At 57.1% G+C, this 18,532-nt stretch carries 13 protein-coding genes and 1 pseudogene; 2 read left to right on the top strand and 12 right to left on the bottom strand.

Going from position 1 to position 18,532, the window contains the following annotated elements:
• The first annotated feature begins 108 nt into the window (after positions 1-108).
• Positions 109-1,362 carry an acetylornithine deacetylase gene (argE, locus tag D8M41_RS09525; protein ID WP_126926890.1) on the top strand — a complete coding sequence of 418 codons (1,254 nt, stop codon included), beginning with the start codon at positions 109-111 and terminating at the stop codon, positions 1,360-1,362.
• A gap of 71 nt (positions 1,363-1,433) precedes the next feature.
• Here argE and D8M41_RS09520 read toward each other — a convergent pair whose 3' ends face one another.
• Together D8M41_RS09520 and D8M41_RS09515 are read right to left on the bottom strand one after the other, a co-directional pair.
• Positions 1,434-2,729, bottom strand: coding sequence for an MFS transporter (locus D8M41_RS09520; protein ID WP_238693513.1), 1,296 nt, complete (start codon positions 2,727-2,729; stop codon positions 1,434-1,436).
• Positions 2,730-2,847: 118 nt separating this feature from the next.
• A complete protein-coding gene (locus D8M41_RS09515; protein WP_006888380.1) occupies positions 2,848-3,102 on the bottom strand; it encodes a hexameric tyrosine-coordinated heme protein in 255 nt (84 codons plus the stop codon).
• 295 nt (positions 3,103-3,397) lie between these two features.
• On the opposite strand from D8M41_RS09515, the gene D8M41_RS09510 reads away from it, so the two are divergent.
• A complete protein-coding gene (locus tag D8M41_RS09510; protein WP_126926889.1) occupies positions 3,398-4,366 on the top strand; it encodes an MIP/aquaporin family protein in 969 nt (322 codons plus the stop codon).
• Between the two features lie 122 nt (positions 4,367-4,488).
• Here the strand turns inward: D8M41_RS09510 and D8M41_RS09505 are convergent, their stop codons facing one another.
• The 10 genes and pseudogenes from D8M41_RS09505 to D8M41_RS09460 form a co-directional block, all read right to left on the bottom strand.
• Positions 4,489-5,127, bottom strand: coding sequence for a VanZ family protein (locus D8M41_RS09505; protein ID WP_238693512.1), 639 nt, complete (start codon positions 5,125-5,127; stop codon positions 4,489-4,491).
• Between the two features lie 189 nt (positions 5,128-5,316).
• Complete coding sequence (locus tag D8M41_RS09500) at positions 5,317-5,724, bottom strand: fluoride efflux transporter FluC (RefSeq protein ID WP_126926887.1); 408 nt, start codon at positions 5,722-5,724, stop codon at positions 5,317-5,319.
• A gap of 8 nt (positions 5,725-5,732) precedes the next feature.
• Positions 5,733-6,113 (bottom strand): CrcB family protein, encoded by a 381-nt coding sequence (locus tag D8M41_RS09495; protein WP_231375390.1) that lies wholly within the window; start codon positions 6,111-6,113, stop codon positions 5,733-5,735.
• A gap of 1,345 nt (positions 6,114-7,458) precedes the next feature.
• Positions 7,459-10,395: pseudogene (locus D8M41_RS09490) on the bottom strand (MMPL family transporter); the annotation flags it as partial.
• Between the two features lie 438 nt (positions 10,396-10,833).
• Entirely contained in the window at positions 10,834-13,488 is a 2,655-nt protein-coding gene (locus tag D8M41_RS09485) for an MMPL family transporter (protein WP_126926885.1), read from the bottom strand.
• A 64-nt stretch (positions 13,489-13,552) separates the two neighbouring features.
• Positions 13,553-14,206: a TetR/AcrR family transcriptional regulator gene (locus tag D8M41_RS09480; protein ID WP_126926884.1), complete on the bottom strand. Its 654-nt coding sequence runs from the start codon at positions 14,204-14,206 to the stop codon at positions 13,553-13,555.
• Between the two features lie 220 nt (positions 14,207-14,426).
• A complete protein-coding gene (locus D8M41_RS09475; RefSeq protein ID WP_006888619.1) occupies positions 14,427-16,037 on the bottom strand; it encodes a sensor histidine kinase in 1,611 nt (536 codons plus the stop codon).
• Between the two features lie 89 nt (positions 16,038-16,126).
• Positions 16,127-16,870, bottom strand: coding sequence for a response regulator transcription factor (locus D8M41_RS09470; protein WP_023133453.1), 744 nt, complete (start codon positions 16,868-16,870; stop codon positions 16,127-16,129).
• Positions 16,871-17,137: 267 nt separating this feature from the next.
• Positions 17,138-18,025 (bottom strand): hypothetical protein, encoded by an 888-nt coding sequence (locus D8M41_RS09465; protein ID WP_023133452.1) that lies wholly within the window; start codon positions 18,023-18,025, stop codon positions 17,138-17,140.
• A gap of 158 nt (positions 18,026-18,183) precedes the next feature.
• Complete coding sequence (locus D8M41_RS09460) at positions 18,184-18,381, bottom strand: hypothetical protein (RefSeq protein ID WP_023133451.1); 198 nt, start codon at positions 18,379-18,381, stop codon at positions 18,184-18,186.
• Between the last annotated feature and the right edge of the window lie 151 nt (positions 18,382-18,532).

Here is an 18,532-nt window from a genome sequence, read left to right as displayed (position 1 = left end):
GAGACGCCTGGCACCTGCGGGCAAAAGCACTGGGATTACGAGGCGCACTAGGGTTAAATAGGTAGAACAACATAAAACCACACAGGTCAACACCTGAAGGAGAACCCCGTGACCGCCGACGCCGCCCCCGCAGAGAGCGCCTCCGCCCCGCTGCTGCCTGAATCTTTGGAGTACACACGCCGCCTGATTGCATTCCCCAGTATCGCCCAAACCTCCAACCTAGACATTATTGACTACATTGAGGCCGAATTTGCCCGCCACGGGCACACCGGGCACCGCAGCTACAGTGAAGACAGCACACGGGCCAACCTTTTCATCACCATCCCCGCAGCCGACGGCACGGTGAACGGGGGCATTATTATTTCGGGGCACACCGACGTGGTACCCGTGGAGGGGCAAATCTGGGACTCAGACCCGTTCACGGTGCGTGTTGAGGGAACCCGCGCATATGGGCGGGGCGTGTGCGATATGAAAGGCTACCTGGGGGCGGCACTGTGGCTGCTGCCGCGCATCCGGCAGGATAGACTGCGTGTGCCCCTGCACTTTGCGTTCACCTACGACGAGGAAGTCGGGTGTGTTGGGGCGCCCGCCCTCATTGAGGAGTTCACACACCGCGGCGTTCACCCGCAGTTCTGCGTGGTGGGTGAACCCACCTCAATGCGCGTCATCTCAGCCCACAAGGGTGCGCACCGCGGCAGGGTCAGCATCACCGGGGTCGCCAAACACGCCTCTCTGGCCACGCACGGGGTGAGCGCCGTCAATGCCGCCGGGGAGTTCATTACGTTCTTCGCACGTCTGGCTGATAGCTGGGAGCAGGAAGGCCCGTTCGATCAGGCGTTCGTGGTGCCGCACGCAACCGGTGGGGTGAATTTCGCGCGCGGCGGCGTGCAGTACAATATCGTGGCCGAACGCGCCGTGCTGGAGTATGATTTCCGCATCTTACCGTCAATGACCACGGAGTCCGTGGTGCAGCGCCTTGAGGACGAGCTTTTTGGGGAAATCCTGCCGAGGATGCACGCCCGCGCGGCCCGCGCCGAGGAACTCTCGGGCGCCGAACCGGGGTCGTTGACGGCACAGGTGCAGGTGCAGCATGAGCTGCTGGCGGCCGTCCCCGGTCTGGGGACCCCGGACGATGCTGAGCTGGTGCGCCTGGCAAATACACTATTAGGCTTAACCGAGGCACCGCAGAAGGTCACCTACGGCACGGAGGCGGGGCTGTTCCAGCGCGCCGGGGTTGAGAGCATCGTGTGCGGCCCCGGCGATATTGCCCAAGCCCACTCACCGAACGAGTGGGTTGAGCTTGAACAGTTACGGGACTGCGAGCGCTTCTTTGAGGCCATCCTGGGCTGGGCCTCACAGTAGACCCCTCCCCGCTTGTCTATTCGGCGAGCTATTGTGCATTTCGCGGTTTATTTCGCCGCATGCGCAATAGCCTACGAAACGTGGGCTTCCGACATGTCAGCATCCTCATCTGCTTCCAAATAACGGTTAGCAATTGGAATCCAGGTGAGGGTTAGTGCCAGCAACACCCCGCCGATCGCTAGCACGGTGAGGCGCGTGCTCGTTTCCGCACCCAGACCTACGAGCGGGTTCACCACAATACCCACGAGGCTCCCGACAGAGCTTGCCACATTCAGCACTGTGGCGCGGCGATGTGCAGGAATCAGTTTATTGGTTACAGCAGAGGTGATCGGCCCGCGCGCGTGAATACCCACCACCACGAGTAAGAACCCCGATACTACGGCAAGGACATGCGGCACCGCCATCAGGCAGAAGCCCGCGGCACCATACCCCATGGCCAGCAGAAGCGCGGTTTTGCGCCCTACCCGCTTCTCGATACGCCCTGCCGCATAGTTATACCCTGCCGCAAGGAGCTGACCGGCACCAGCGATCACGCCCCATGCTGCAATAGGAACATCTTGTGCGGCAAAAAGCGGCTGGTTCAGCGTGTACACCGCGTTGAAAAGTGCAAAGGATGCGCTCGAACCTACCGCAACGTATAGCAGAAGCGGTGAGGTAAAAAGTAGTTTCACACCTATTTTTAGCGAAATCCACGAAGTTTCAGGGTGTTTATCGTGATTTTTCGGGTTCTGCTGCGGCAAAAACGCCACACAAACTGCCGCAACTACGGCCATTGCCGCCGATAACAGAGCGGGCAGTGAAATATCGACGGACCCCAACGCAGAACCCACCACGGAACCTGTTACCCCCGCGGTGAGCATCAGGGCGCTAAGATGCCCCCACGCGCCAACCGCTTTCGCATCAGCATCATCGCCAAGGGAATCATAAATATAGGCGTCTTGCACCCCCGTAAGCATGGCAATACTCAGCCCACTCATCACAAATGAAAGAGCATAAATGGAGAAATTTGTGCCAGTGGCAAAAAGAATCTCGGCAATCGCGTTGAACACAAAACCGGCACCTACGAGTCTCCGGCGGTCGAAACGGTCGCCAATAATCCCGGCAGGAATTTCAGCCACCAAAATACTAGCGACCAAAACACTTTCCAGCATGAAAATATCGGTGAGCGATAACCCACGGCTTTCCAGGAAGAACGCGCTGACTGGCACATAGAAATCAAATCCGGCGGCAATCATGGCGAGCGCCATGGGTATTAGGGATTTGCTCGACCAGACGATCCGACGTGCGGGGTATGTGGTGCTCACCTGTTTCTCCTGATTTGTAGAGTTAGTCAGGACACGAATATGGAAGAGGGTCTCATGTGCCATGCATCCTTATTTTCTATTCTCTAGCATCCCGCATAAAAAGTACCTTTATGTGAATAAAGCGGGTTTTAACGCTTTATTCACATAAAGGTACTTTTTATCGGGTAAATCCAGGTGAAGATTACCGCCAGTAGTTGTTGGCCGCTGCGATGGTCTGGAACTCGATGGCTACCACCTGCGCCGCAGCCGTCAGCGAGTCCGGGTCTACCGCGTATTCCGGGCGTCCCGCTTTGAGAGCATCCGGGTTAGGCTGAATCTGGTGGATGGTGTGCCGTGCGATAAGCATCGCCAACTGCCGCCCTTCTTCGGGGGTTTTGGTGATGAGGGTGCCACCGGGAATTCCCGTTAGTTCTTCTGCTGGAAGTCGCTGGCTCATAGTGTCCGCTCCAATCTGCGTATACTCCTTCAACGCCACCATAATGAACTGCCCCGGGCGCCCTCAAGCAAGTTTCCCCTGATGCTCGGGTTAAGCCACCCCTTATAGCCAGCGCCGTATCAGCACGTAAAAACCGCATGTGATACACACCCTATTTTCCCACATAAACCCATGAATACCGCTTATGTCTTTGGGTTACCTTATCCCAAAGTATTGCTATTTTACGCCGTATCACGTCTTATATAAATCACAGCCAAAACCAAATATTCCAACATAAACACAAGCGGAGGGTTCCGTGCACACCATCAGCCCCTACCTCGCCGAATTCTTAGGCACGCTCATTATGTGCGCTATCGGGTGCGGCTCCATCGCCACCGTCGAGCTGCGACGCTCCAAAGGGCACGGCGATAACTTCTTCACTATCGCCTTCGGCTGGGGTTTTGCCGTAGCTTTCGGCGTCTACGCCTCGCATCCGTATTCCGGCGGGCATCTGAACCCCGCGGTCTCGGTAGGGTTGGCGGCTTTTGGTGAATTTGAGTGGGCTAAGGTCCCCGGGTATGTGATCGCCCAGCTTCTTGGGGCTATGGCGGGCGCGGGGCTGGTGTACTTGAACTACCTGCCGCATTGGAAGGCCACCGCCGACCAGAAGATTAAGCTTGGCGTGTTCTCCACGGTTCCCGCCATTCACAACTACTTCACGAACGCGCTCTCTGAAATTATTGGCACCTTCATGCTCGTCTTCTCGGCGCTGTACACCGGCGTGAACTTCAAGCCCACGATTACCACCGGCAGCGTGGAACTCTCCCTAAACCTCAACGATGTGCTCAAGCCTCTCGCTTTCGGCTTCATGGTGGCTGTGCTCGTAATCGGCTTGGGTGGGCAGACCGGGTACGCCCTGAACCCTGCGCGGGATCTTGGCCCGCGCATTATGCACGCCCTGCTGCCTATTCATGGCAAGGGAACCTCACGCTGGTTCTACTCGTGGGTTCCTATCTTTGCCCCGCTTGTGGGCGGTTTTATGGGCGGTGCATTCTTCAAACTCTATTACGAGAGTGAGTTCACCCTCTGGGTTGTTATCTCCTCGGCATGCGCCGTCGTGCTTTTAGGGTTCGCGTATTGGGCAAATAGCCACTTGTACCGGGCACCCAGCGCGGAGGTGATTCCCCAGGGCGAGGATACTTTTGCGACGGCGGCAAAAGCGGCGGCGACCTATACCGCCACCGGGTCCATCCCGATTATCGAGAAGCGAACCTATCAGCAGTAGCTTCTGCCCGCACGGCACGAAGCCGCCCAGTTGATAAACAATCAACGGGCGGCTCCTGCGTTTTCGGGTTTTACGTCGTGCAGCTACCCGCCATCCACTGAACCGCAGAGGGCACAGTGCTGCTACCAGTTCGCTGTGGCGGCGCGGGCGGCACGGCGGGCGCGGAGGCGGGAACGAAGCAGACGCCACAGCATCACCAACAGCGCCCCCATGAGCGCCCCAGCGGTGTTATTAATCAAATCATCCACGTCGAAGGTGCGGTACGGGCAGGGTGCCAGCCCCCAGTTACCGCTGAGCTGGCTCAGCTCAATGAACAGTGAAAGGCCAAACCCCGCCAGGGTGGATGCGCGCAGCCCCCACCACAGACACCCGGCGGTGAGCACCCCCAACGGAATGAACATCGCAATATTGAAAAATAGTTGAGCGAACACCCCGGTGGTGAAGCGGCTCAGCCCCATCCCTTTTGTCTGCTCCAGGGCTTGGCCCCAGCTCCAGCCCGCATACAGGCGCGGATAGTACAGGTTGGGGTTGCATAGCTGCCCATCCACCCGGATGGGGGTAAGTGTGAACGCAAGAATACACGCAATAAACGCCGAGAATGCGCCCGTGACAAGGTAGTGGCGGATAGTGACGGGGCGGTTAAGGTGGCGCGCCCGAAGATGCATGGCGATCACCCCGACCGCAAAAAGAACGAGCAGGGCAATACCAATTTCCGCAGCGAAAATAGCGGCCATCTGCTCGTTAAATACGAGGTTTCTCACACCCAACCCCTAATATACCCTTTTGGAAATATTCCCCGAATAAAATATTTTGCGTTGTGCTGTTCTCATAAGGATACCCGGCAAATTTACGCTGCCCGCCCGAGATAACCTGAGAATTCCCAGTGAATGACAACTGCACGTGTATAAGGTGTGCCCGCACACCCAGAAATCTTAACGGCTGTATGCGTATCACCTCGCCGAAAACACCGCCAAGAACACAGCCGCCGCAGCCGTATACCCCGCGATGAGGGTAATCAGTGAAAGCATTGGCTGCACCAGCCACAGCATCACAAAACGCGCGTACCTGCCCGCAAGAAGTGCCTGCACCGCCTCAACCATAGCGGTTGAAAACGTGGTGAAACCACCCAACAGTCCCACAGAGAGCCCCGCATAGGCAACGGCATCCTGCCCACCCAAAACGTTCACCGCCGCACCCACAATACCCAGCGCGAGAGAACCCAGAACGTTAATCACAAACACCGCGCTGATGAGCGCATCGGAGGTGCGTCGCGGTGCCAAGAACCGCTCCAGATAGTAACGCAGCACCGCTCCCAGGCCGCCGCCCACAAAAACGGCTGCCGCGCTCATCCACTCCATCTATACCCCTATATCCGCTGACGCCCGCCGGGTGCACTGGGAATCTTGCTCCCCACCCACAGTCCGGCACCGCTGGCGGCCAAACCTGCAACACACACGAGCATGGCTGCCCCCACCAGGCGCGCCATGAGCGCATCACCAGTACCGTTATGTTCATCGAAAATATTGAGCGCCGCAATGAGGGCAGCATACGTGGTGTATCCGCCCAGCAGGCCGGTACCGAACAGTAGCCGCTGTGGGCGTACCGCCTCATCTCCGTACCGGGCGGCGCGCCGGGACCACCATGCGGTAAGTACCCCAAGCGCAAACGCACCCAACATATTTGCAACATAAATATAACTTGGAGTGTATATTCTGCAGAGTGAGCCGACCCCGCCGCCTATAAACACCAGCAGCGGCGCGGGGATTCTGCTCAGTGCTGAGGAACGCCTCGCAGACACTCAGCCCCCTCTCGCATTACGCGCCATGGTGCGCACAAAATCCTAATCGGTACAGAACTACTATCGTAGAATACTCCGAACACCACTAACCGCACCAACGCCCCCTTACCTGTCTAAGGCAAAATCCGCACGGGTAGCCTGCTCTCACCGTACTACCCGCGCGGATTCCCTGCCCGCCAGTAAACAGCAGCTAGCCGCGGCGTTTGTACTCGCCGATCTCGGATTTATCGATTTTTGGCCCGCGCCGCCTCTTCCACAGGTTCATTTTCAGTGACCCTTTGGTTTTGACGCTATCGTCGTTCCCCTTCGGGGCGGCCCCGGAGGCGGCTGCATCAGCTGCGCTCTCACCGGGTTTGGCAGCAACACGCTCAGACTTATCAGAGCCGCCCCTGCGCCCAAGCTTCTCGGTGACCAGCCGCTTCACCCCCAAGTCGGAAAGCAGCGTGTGCGGGCGGACGCCCCTAACGGCAGAGGCTGCTGTCACAGGGCTGCTGGCGATACCCGTGGCGGGCTCTTCACATTCGGTTGTTTCCGCGTTATCCTCCGCAGAATCATCCGTGACGGCAGGCTCTTTAACCTCACCAGTGACGGTGATATCCGCTGCCGTTTCAGGTTCTGCGGGCTCATCGGTTACGGCAGTGGCCAGTTCACCTGTCTCAACGGTTTTACGAGTAATATCTTCCTGGTTCTCATCAGAGGTTCCGGGCACCTCAGGCTCATCGAGAACCTCGATATCCTTGGTAACCACCGGGGCGTTCTCGTGTGCAGGTGCCTGCGCCCTCTCGGGTGTTTCGAGGTTCTCCGGTTCAGCTTCGGCGGCAGCCGCAGCATCCGGTTCGGAAGCCACGGAGCTGCTGGGTGATGTCGTAGCCTCGGGCGTCTCATCAGCGGCTTTAATGTCCTTGGCGACGAATATCTCTATCTCGTAGGTGCCGTCGCTGGGCCCGCCAGCTTCAAGCTCAACACCTGCCGGTACGGTCTGATCGGCTGAGGCAGGTTCATCGGCGTGGGGGCTATCCTCAGCGGCACCCTCAATAGTGGATGTGGTGGGTTTGCCTGCGGCAACTTCAAAGTCCACAACCTCCGTGATTTCGGGGCCGTCAGCCTGTTCGGGGGTGTCCACTATGGTGGTGGCGGTATCATCTGCATTATCTGCGTTATCACTACCCGTTTCTGCCGCACGGCTGCCGTCGGTTGTGGGCTTCACAATGGGTATAGCGCCGGTGAAAGTGGAGCTGTCAAGAACAGCCACCCCGCCCACGCGGGTCACGTCCTTAGTGCGGCCCGCCAGTAGTTTAGCACCCTCCGCTTTGGTGGCTGAACGCACCGTTTTTGGTGACTCATTCTCCACTTCACCCTCGGATAGGGGGCCGGTAAGGGTTGCGCCCTCCACATCCATATTCGGGACGAGCTTATCAAGCCACTTCGGCATCCACCAAGCTTTATCACCCAGCAGGGTCATTATTGCGGGGGTGAGGGTCATACGCACCACGAACGCATCCACCAGCACCCCAAACGCCAGGCCAAAACCGATGGGGCGGGTTGCTGCATCATCAGCGAAAATAAACCCGCCGAACACCGAAATCATAATGATCATCGCCGCGATCACCACACGCACCGCATGGTTATAGCCAGCAACTACAGCGGTTTTCGCGTCCTTACCGTGCACATATGCCTCACGCATACCGGAGACCAAAAATACTTGGTAGTCCATCGCCAGGCCGAAGAGAATACCGATCATCAGAATCGGTAAGAAGGCCAGAATCGCCCCCGGGTCGTGCACCCCAAAAAGCGTGCCCATGAAGCCCATCTGGTAGACCGCAACCACCGCGCCGAAGCTCGCCAGAATCGAGAAGAGGAACCCCGCAGATGCGACCAGCGGCACCAGAATCGAACGGAACACCAGAATCAGCACAATAAACGACAGGCCCATCACCACCGCAAGATACAGCGGCAGCTTCTGCGCGAGCACATTTGAAACATCAATATTGCTGCCGGTCACACCGGTCACGCCCAGGCGCACATCGGTACCCTGCACGTTCACATCCACCTGGCGCAGCTGATCCACCAGTGCGACGGTCTCGGCAGAGTTAGGCCCGTGGGCGGGGATCACCTGGAAAATCTGCAGGGTACGGTCATCAGTCTGCCCGCCAGGAATAACGGCTTTCACCTTATTGCCGCCCTTGGCTTTAATGGCGTCGGCAATATCGATCTGGGCCTGCTCAGCCTGCGCCTCGCTCATGTCTGAGGGGGTGTGCGCCACCGCCAGCACGGGGCCGCTCACACCCTCACCGAACTTATCCTTCACCAGTTTGTACGCCTGGTACTGTGTGCTCTCAACCGGCGAGCTTGCAGCCGACGGCAGGCCCATGCGCATCTGGCCCATCGGAATGGCAATAGCACCCAGCACCAGCACACCGGCAATAATGGTCAGCACAGGGCGGGCGAGCACAATTTTCAGCCAGCCGTGCGGGGATTCCTCACGCTTCTGCTCGTCAGCACGGCGGGCCGCGATTTTCTGCGGGGTGCTGATCGACTCCCACGCCTTTTTCGGTAGCGCCTTGCGCCCAATAAGGGCAAGCACCGCCGGGGTTAGAGTCACCGAAATCAGTACAGCCACAAACACGCACAGCGCCGCAGCATCACCCATATACCCCAGGAACGGAATACCGGTCACATTCAGGGCCAGTAAGGCAATAATCACGGTGACACCCGCGAACACCACCGCATTACCGCTGGTGCCGTTAGCCAGTGCAATGGAGGCGCGCATGGGCATCCCATTCATCAGATTAGAACGGTGCCTATTGAGAATGAACAGCGAATAATCAATCCCCACCGCTAGTCCGAGCATCATACCCAGTATGTAGGTGGTTGAGCTCATATCAACCAGGGACGAGAACGAAAGGGTCCCCAAAATACCCACCACCACGCCCACCAGGGCCATAAGAATGGGCAGCCCGGCGGCGATGAGGGTGCCGAGCATAATAAGCAGCACAATAAGCGCCACCACAACGCCTACAATCTCGCCAACACCCATTCCCCCGCTGGAGGTCTCAGCAATATTCTGGTCAAAGTAGACTTTCAGGCCCTTCAAATCCGCGTTTTTGAAGTGCTCCATGAGCTTAGTGGTGTCTGCGGCAGAGACTTCCTCGTTCTTGGCGTTGAAGGTTACAGCGGCAACAGCGGTCGAACCGTCCTCAGAGACCGTGCGGTAGCCGCTCGTCAGGTTAAAAAGGGCCTCTTTGCGGTCGAGGTCTTCTTTCTGGGTGGGAAAGTCCTTCTCAGCTTTCGCCAGCTCGGCTTTCTTCTCGTTAAGCTGTTTCTGCCCGTCTTCGAGCTCTTTCTTTTTGGCGTCCAGCGCCGCCTGGTTCTTTTCAAGTTCCGCCTGTTTAGCGGTGGTTTCGGCCCGGGTGGCGTCTAGTTTCGCCTGTGATGCGTCGGCTTCGGCACGTTTATTGTTCAGGTCTGTTTGTTTTTCGTTCAGCTCGGAGCGCTGGGCGTTCAGCTGCTCCTGCTGCTGGTTCAGTGGGGCCATGACGGAGGCTTGAGACCCCTGCGCCTCGGCTTGGGAGAACGATGCGTCTAGTTTCGCCTGCTCTTCGGCCAGCCGGTTTTTGCTCACATCAAGCTGCTTCTGCGCATCCTCTACCCGCTGTTTCGCCTGGTTTACCTGCGTCTGGGAGCTATCGAGACCTTTTTTGGCGGCCTCTACCTGCTTATTACCGTTATCAACCTGCTGCTGCCCGCTTTCAACCTGCTTTTTACCCTCATCGATCTGCCGCTGACCGTCGGCAATCTGTTTTTTGCCGTCTTCGAGCTGCTCGGGGGCACCGCCTACTTTCTGTTTACCTTCGGTCAGCTGTTTCTGCCCGTCGGTGAGCTGCTTTTCAGTCTCGAACGGGTCGCTGACGGCATCTACAGAGCTCACTTCCCCTTTAAGGCTCTTGAGAGAGGCTGTAAACGACTGTTTCTGCTCATCGGTGATCCGTGAACCGTCACTGGTGGTGACAACCACCTGGCCGCTGCCCCGGTTGGCATCTGGGAAGCGTGAGGACAGCTCGTCGGAGAGCCGCTGGGTTTCGGTGCCGGGCATGGTGAACGTGTTCTTCAGCTGCCCGTGGAATGCGGCGTAGCTGGCGCTCACCCCGCCAATGAGAAGGGCCCAGATGGCGATAATTACCCAGGCTTTGCGGGCTGCGAAGTCGCCGATGGAGTAGAGCCATTTGGCCACTGTGGTTCTCCCTTGGTTGATATGCGGTAAAGGTGCAGGTTTTTAGGACTAAGAAAAATATTATCTCAGGTTATTTGCTCCACTATTTTTTAGGCGCATTTTTTCATCTTTTAGCGCTGTTGTAAACCCCTTAATATGCAAAGAAATACTATGTTGAACCCCACTTTTACGCTAAATTATTATGCACAGAACCCACCCCGCAGAGCGTTTTTAGCCTGTCTTTCCGACCAAGAAGCAGGTTTTACCCAAATGCAGAATCTGTGGGTTTCTTATAAAAACCCACATATTATGCGGATAAAAATTCATAGGTGAAAGAAAATAGCTCCGCACCAGTAGGGTCACTGGTGCGGAGCTACATATTAATGTGTGTTGTATCAGCCACAGTATGTATTGTTGGGTTTTATACCAGCATACTGTGCGGCATCATGCACGCGCCGCCTAGGAGGATGCTCCCATGGTGCTTTTAGCCGTCTCGGCTTGTTCATCGTGCTCGGCGGCGGGCTGTTCGGTCTCTTCTTCCAGGGTGTCCAGAAGGGTTGCACCTTCCACATCCATATTCGGAACGAGCTTATCGAGCCATTTCGGCATCCACCAGGCTTTATCACCCAGCAGGGTCAACACTGCGGGGGTGATGGTCATGCGGACCACGAAGGCATCCACCAGCACGCCGAAGGCCAGGCCGAAGCCGATGGGGCGGATCATTGCGGATTCGGCGAAGATAAACCCGCCGAACACCGAGATCATAATGATCATGGCGGCGATCACCACACGCACCGCATGGTTGTACCCGGCGACAACAGCGGTTTTCGCGCTTTTACCGTGCACATAGGCTTCGCGCATGCCGGAGACCAGGAACACCTGGTAGTCCATCGCCAGCCCGAAGAGGATACCGATCATCAGGGTGGGCAGGAACGCTAGGATCGGACCGGGGTCGTGCACCCCGAAGAGGGACCCCATGAAGCCCATCTGGTAGACCGCAACCACGGCACCGAAGCTGGCCAGAATCGAGAAGAGGAACCCGACCGAAGCAACCAGGGGTACCAGAATCGAGCGGAACACCAGAATCAGCACAATAAACGACAGGCCCATGACGACCGCCAAGTACAGCGGCAGTTTCTGCGCCAGCGTATTGGAGACGTCGATATTGCCGCCGGTCAGGCCGGTCACGCCCAGGCGCACATTGGTACCCTGCACGTTAACATCAACCTGCCGCAGCTGCTCAACCAGGTTCACGGTTTCAACCGAGCTCGGCCCGTGTTTGGGGATCACCTGGAAAATCTGTACGGTGTGGTCATCGGTTTGCCCGGCGGGAACCACGGTTTTCACGTTGTCGGGGTCTTTCGCCTCAATCGCGTGAGCAATATCGATCTGCGCCTGCTCAGCCTGCGCCTCGTTCATCCCTGCGGGGGTGTGCGCCACCGCCAGCACGGGGCCGCTCATGCCTTCACCAAACTTGTCTTTAACAATCTGGTAGGCCTTATATTCAGTGCTTTCAGTCTGTGAGCTTTCTGCCGAGGGCAGGCCCATGCGCATCTGACCCATCGGAATGGCGATAGCACCCAACGCCACCACGCAGAGCAGGATGGTCACCACAGGTTTGGCGAGCACAATTTTCAGCCAGCCGTGCGGGGATTCCTCACGCTGTTCCTGTTCGGTGTGGCGTGCCGCGATCTTCTCAGGAGTATCAACGGACGCCCATGCCTTCTTCGACATGACTTTACGGCCAATCAGCGAGAGCATGGCGGGGGTTAGGGTCACCGAGATCAGTACGGCCACAAAGACGCACAGTGCCGCCGCATCACCCATGTATCCCAGGAACGGGATACCGGTCACGTTCAGGGCCAGCAAGGCAATAATCACGGTGGCACCCGCGAACACCACCGCGTTACCGCTGGTGCCGTTAGCGACCGCGATAGATTTCCGCAGCGGCATGCCGTCCATGAGGTTGGAGCGGTGCCTATTGAGAATGAACAGTGAGTAGTCGATGCCCACCGCTAGGCCGAGCATCATGCCCAGCATGTAGGTGGTTGAGCTCATATCAACCAGAGACGAGAATGAGAGGGTGCCCAGGATGCCCACAATCACGCCCACAATCGCCATGAGAATGGGCAGCCCGGCGGCAATGAGGGTGCCGAGCAGGACGATGAGCGTCATAAGGGCCACCACAATGCCCACAATCTCGCCAACGCCCATACCCACATCGGGAGATTCGGCGACATTCTGGTCAAAGTTGACCGTCAGGCCCTTCAAATCCGCGTTTTTAAAGTGCTCCATGAGCTTTTCTTTATCAGCATGCGGGGCTTCCGAGCTTTTCATTTTGAAGAAAACCCCGGCGACCGCGGTCGAGCCGTCCTCAGAGACCGTACGATAGTCGCTCGTCAGATCCAGAAGCGCCGATTTGCGGGCGAGCTGCGCCTGCTGTTCGGGAAGCTTCTTTTCAGAGTCGGCAAGTTCAGCGGCCTTTGTATCCAGCTGCTTCTGGGATTCGGCCAGCTGGGCACGCTGAGCATCAATCTGCGCCTGCTGGGAGCCGAGCTGTTCACGCATAGACTCTAGAGCACCAGCTGCTCGAGCCTGTTCGCGGGCCGCATCCAGCTGCTTCTGTGCCGCCTCCAGCTGCGCTTTGCCGTCATCTGCTTTCTTCTGAGCATCCCGCAGCTGTTTCTTGCCATCCTCGATCTGCTTCGGGGCGGCATCTAGCTTCTGTTTACCCTCTTCAAGCTGCTTCCTACCGTCGGCAATCTGCTGCTCAGTGGCGAAGGGGTCGCTCACATCGTCAACCGCCGAATTCTCGTTCTTAAGGCTATTCAGCTTGTTCACGAAGGCTTGTTTCTGCTCATCGGTAATGCGTGAACCGTCACCGGTGGTCACGATTACTTGGCCGGTTCCTCGGTTAGCGTCCGGGAAGCGTGAGGCCAGCTCATCGGTGAGCCGCTGCGTCTCAGTGCCAGGCATGGTGAACGTGGTTTTTAGCTGCCCATGGAATGCACTATACGTACCGGCAACACCGGCAATAACCAGCACCCAGATAGCAATCACTGCCCAGGCTTTGCGAGCGGCAAAGCTACCAATAGAGTAAAGCCATTTAGCCACTGCGGATCCTCCTCAAACTCAAAAATCTCTGTGTTGATTGATATGGTGCGCGTATTCGCTGCGCCTATGCGTATTTGCCGTCGATTAGCTCTTCGACATAGTCGAGGCAGTGTTCTATGTTTTCCCGCATTTTTTCGGCATTTTCGGGGGGTTTGGGGTTGCCTTCGGCGTCATAGAAAGACGCCGCAATGCCCTCACAAACAGCAGAGGCGATAAGGTTCCCGAAGATTGCGATGCGCATCCGCGGGATGTCTTGGCGCTGCTGCCAGAGCTTGTCAACGACCATTTCGATGGAGTTCATATAGGAGGTTGAGCTGTATTCGTTGAACTTATTGTCGATCGAGTAGTCGTGGAGGGCGAACAGCAGCCGCGCGTGGGGTTCCACATGTTCGGCGAGGCGTTCAGTGGTGAACGCGGCGCGCACCCCGTCGAGCATGTCCCGTTCAAGATTCGGGCCGGTGGGGGTGCAGAAGTCAGGGATGACCTCAAAAATACGGTCCAGGTACTCGTTCAGGCGTTCAACGGCGGCGGCTTCAACTGAGGAAAAATGGTTGAAAATGGTGCGCCGGGATACGCCGGATTCTGCGGCGAGCGTATCCGCCGTGAGCGCCTTAAGGCCGCCTGCGAGCACGAGTTTTTCGGCCGCATCCATAATGGCGATGCGGTTCTCGGCTTTGCGCGCGGAGCGTTTGTCTACAATCTTTTGGGCAATACACACAGTTATTACACTAAGTGCAATATTGCACTAAGTGCAAGTTTTAGCACTGTGAGCTCGCCCATATTTTTGCACTGAGTGCAAATATGCAGGGGTGTTCGGTCCCAAGAACCAACACAGGACGCACACGGTGACCAGCAAACTGAGCACACGGTTCCTTCACACCGCCCGCAAACGGCGGGCATCCTTGTGAATACCCGCCGTATCAAAAGAAGCAGCGCCGTTAGTGCCCGCCTGCCCCCTTTTGCACGCTCAGCCGAGCCTGCGCAGGTGCCGCACTCACCAACGGCAAACGCACCATGAACTCGGTGCGGCCTGGCCTGGATTTAACCGAGATCGTGCCGCCATGCACGCGCACAATCGCCTGCACAATCGAGAGTCCCAGCCCCGTGGTGCCGTCCGAACCGGAACGTGCCTTATCGGCGCGCGCGAAACGGTCAAAAATCTTATCCACAAACTGCGGGTCAATCCCCGGCCCGTTGTCCACCACGGTCATTAGGGCGTGGCTGCGATCCGCTGAAACCCGCAACCCGGCAATCACAGTGGTGCCGTCATCCGTGTGTTTACGGGCGTTTGACAGCAGATTCAGAATCACCTGCTGCAGCTGTGAGCGGTCAGCAATCATCTCAACCGGCTCATCCGGCACATCCAGCCGCCACACGTGAGTGCGGGCCGCCGCCTGCATATCAGAAAGGCACTCAATCAGCAGCTCCGTCAAGTCAATCAGCTCAAACTGCGGCTCACGCCCCTCATCCAAACGCGCCAGCAGCAGCAGGTCTTCAACAAGGCGCGACATGCGCACCGTCTGCGAGTCGATGCGCGCCAGCGACGACTGCCCATTCTCACTCATTGCCTCTGTCCAGCGCATCATATCTGAGTAGCCTTTAATGGCAGCCAGGGGCGTGCGGAGCTCATGGGAGGCATCCGCAATGAAAGCGCGAATCTGCTGTTCGGTGCGTTCACGCACCTCAAGGGCCGAACTCACATTATCGAGCAGCTGGTTCAGAGCGTACCCGACCGCGCCCACCTCGGTTCTGGGGTCGGCGTCTTTGGGCATCACCTTCACCTGCTGGGAGATGGTGTGTTCACCCAGGTTTAGGTTCGCCACGTCGGTGGCAACCGCCGAAACACGCTCCAGCGGGCGCATGGTGCGGCGAATAATATATGAGCCAAGCATCCCGGCCAGCACCATAACAGCCACGGATCCAATCACCATCACAGTGATGGTGGCGGCTAAGGTCTGGTGCATATCGCCCATGGGTACACCAACCAGCAGGTTTCCCGAGCCTGGCTTACCTTTTGAGACCTGCACCAGGTAGTGGCCTCCGCTTTCCAGCTCAACCTCCACTGGTACGCCGTCTTGGGCACCCAGGCGGATAGCAGAGAGCAGGTTCTTATCGGAGTCTGAGATCCCCTGAGTATGCGCTTTGCTGTCGAGGATGCCTGCGAAAGTGGTCTGCCCGTCTCGGTCAAAGCACATGCCAAGTGTGCCAGGTACCTGCCCGGGAATGAGTAGCGGGTTTTTGCCGGTGGCATTATTGTCCGAGGTGGGGCACGCGAGGTTCCCACTGGATTCTCCCCCTTCGGGGCCGCCACCCGCACGCAGGGAGGTGCCGTTGAGGTTAGCGATAACCTGACCCAGTAGCGAGTTATGAATAGCAACGTAACTTGAGCTGCCGATAATAATGCAGGCAACGCCGAGCATACTTACGAGGATGGCAATAAGGCGGGTGCGCAGACGCGGGGAGTAACGCACTTTTTTGTTTCGTCGTGCGCGTTTAGCGGGTGCCTGGGGTTGGGGTGGTGCTGTGTGCGTGCTCTGCGCTACGTTCATTCAACCACCCTTCCATGCCACATTCGGAATTTATTATATGCAGTATTTGCGAGGATTAATCCTTGATTTTTAAAACTTTACTGCTGTTTTTATACAGCTGGACGTATAACATAACCTGCGCCGCGTACTGTGTGAATCATAGGCTCACGCCCCACATCAATCTTCTTACGCAGATACGAGATGTAAAGCTCCACAATATTTGCTTGCCCGCCAAAATCGTAGTTCCACACGTTATCAAGAATCTGGCTTTTAGAGACCACGCGTTTAGCGTTCTCCATGAGGTAGCGCAGCAAATCGAACTGAGTTGCGGTAAGCGTGATGGGGTCGCCGCCACGGCTCACCTCACGGGTGTCCTGGTTCAGGATCAAATCTCCCACCACTAGTTCGGCGTCATCAACCGCAGCCACACCCGAGCGTTGCACCAGCCGGTGCAGGCGAATCATCACCTCCTCCATTGAGAATGGTTTAGTCACATAATCGTCGGCACCCGCCGCCAGCCCTTCAATACGGTTATCAACAGAGTCTTTGGCGGTGAGGAAGAGGCACGGCACCTCGGGGTAAAATTTGCGGATGCGTTCCAGCAGTTCCAAACCGTCAAAGCCAGGCATCATAATATCGAGTACCAGTACGTCTGGCCGCCAGTCACGGGCAATGGCGAGCGCGGTGGGCCCGTCGGTGGCAGACTGCACGTCCCAGCCGATCATTTTCAGGCCCATGCTCACGAGCTCTTTCAGCATCTCTTCGTCGTCGGCGACAAGGGCGCGGATGGGGCTGCCGTCTGGGTGTTCAAGGGTGGGAAGATTTTTAGCGATTTCGGTTGCTTTGCTACTCATGTCTTAAAGGGTAGCGGTAGTTTGGGGGTGCAGTGGCGGTTTTTCCCGTTTTTCTCGCACAACATAGTGGATGCATAAGCCGCTCACAGCAACAGCACAGTATCCCGCCCCCTGGGGTCGTTCTAAAGATGCCGCACCCCTGTGTGCTTACCGGCAGGACCGCATAATAATGACACTGTGACACCAGATGAGGAATGGAGTTGCCTTGGCGTCACAGTGTCTTAGGGATGTGGGCGAGTAGTGGTCAGGCGTTGCGGCCCTACCCTGTTAGAGGCGCACCCCGCCCTTGAGGATACTGCGAGGTTTCAGTGGTTTCACCCCACCAGCCCCCGGGGCTCCGTAGCCGGATACACTCAAATCGTTGCGGGTATTTCGTGGGCCGGAGAATCCTTCGTCCTCGATTTTCCCGTCGGAGGACACCGTGGTGGTAATCTCTTTATCTCTATCCCCCACACTCACGCTGCGGGGAGTGATCTCAACCCACGATCCGTCCGCACAGGTCACGGTTTTTACCTCTTTGTCTTTCATGTACCGGAAGGTGCCGTCGGGGTTCACGTGAATCACCTGCCTAGAACCGTATCCCACGTTTTCTTTAACGGTCATGTCCCAGGAGCCGTCGGGGTTCAGCTGCATGCTTTTCATCCCTGTTTCTGCGGTCCAGGTGCCGTCGGCTTTTACCTCAATGTGGTCGCTGCCGCGCTTAATGTAGGTCCAGGAGCCGTCGAAGTCGTTAATTTTTACCCAGGGTTTGTCAGAGCTGCTGATGGGGTCGTTCGGGCGCGGGCGCGGCTTACCGGCCTTATTATCATCGGTGAGAGCAGCTGAGCCGCCGGGGGCATTCTGGCTTTCGAAGGGAACCTTGTCGGGGTTTTTGCCGACTTCATGGGCGGGGCAGGTGATGGGGAATTTTACGTCGGTGAAGAAGTTATATTCCCGCGCTTTTTCGGGGTGTTCAATGAGTTCTTTGGCGTCAATTTGTTCTTTTGGGGTGGGGGTGGCGGATGCCGTGTAGCTTGATGATGCTGCGCTTGAGGCTCGGCTGCTGCTGGCGGACTGTGATTTTGAGCTGGATGAGCTTGAGGTGGAGGCTGCGGTGCAGGCGCTGAGTGCGAGAACCATGACCGCGCCTACGGAAAGTATGCGAAGCTTATGCATAGTAATTCCTTACCGGTGAATATTATGGGTTTATGGGCGTTTTCCTCTTCTAATATACCCTTTAGACTTTTTTGAGGCCGCTAAAACACGCCCCTGGGCGCAGGATCCTTTTCGCGATGCTCTCATCCCATCCGCTATTGCGGCTTTGTGGGTTTTGTCTATAGCCCGTCCCGCAGGATTGATGGGAGCATCCCCAACTCGTCGAGCCTGCGCACCAGGTGGATACTTAGGTCGTTACCCCACGCCCGTGCACTGTATTTGCGGGTGCCTTCAGGCCGGTAGAGCAGGTCGCGGTCAAGCAGGCTTTTCAGTTGTTTACTGCGCACTGCGGAGGAGCCGGGAAGCAGGTCTTTCACATCACCGGCAGAGACTTCCCAAACAGCATTATTTAACAGGCACGAATCTGATATTTAACGGGGAGAGCCGTTTTCCCTTGGTATTTCAAGGTTTTTAGAATCCCCTGTCGGGCAATTATTTAACGCCAGGCGTTTTAACATTTAACGCAAA

This window comes from Rothia sp. HSID18069, from assembly GCF_003989155.1.
Taxonomy (GTDB): Bacteria; Actinomycetota; Actinomycetes; order Actinomycetales; family Micrococcaceae; genus Rothia; species Rothia aeria.
Note: the sequence above shows the minus strand (reverse complement) of the source record. Positions and strands in the feature narration are given on the sequence as shown.

Excerpts from the sequence above, each read along its gene's own strand:
- D8M41_RS09520 (WP_238693513.1), bottom strand. The coding sequence starts at position 2,729 with ATGGCACATGAGACCCTCTTCCATATTCGTGTCCTGACTAACTCTACA.
- D8M41_RS09515 (WP_006888380.1), bottom strand. The coding sequence starts at position 3,102 with ATGAGCCAGCGACTTCCAGCAGAAGAACTAACGGGAATTCCCGGTGGC.
- D8M41_RS09500 (WP_126926887.1), bottom strand. The coding sequence starts at position 5,724 with ATGGAGTGGATGAGCGCGGCAGCCGTTTTTGTGGGCGGCGGCCTGGGA.
- D8M41_RS09475 (WP_006888619.1), bottom strand. The coding sequence starts at position 16,037 with ATGAACGTAGCGCAGAGCACGCACACAGCACCACCCCAACCCCAGGCA.
- D8M41_RS09470 (WP_023133453.1), bottom strand. The coding sequence starts at position 16,870 with ATGAGTAGCAAAGCAACCGAAATCGCTAAAAATCTTCCCACCCTTGAA.
- D8M41_RS09465 (WP_023133452.1), bottom strand. The coding sequence starts at position 18,025 with ATGCATAAGCTTCGCATACTTTCCGTAGGCGCGGTCATGGTTCTCGCA.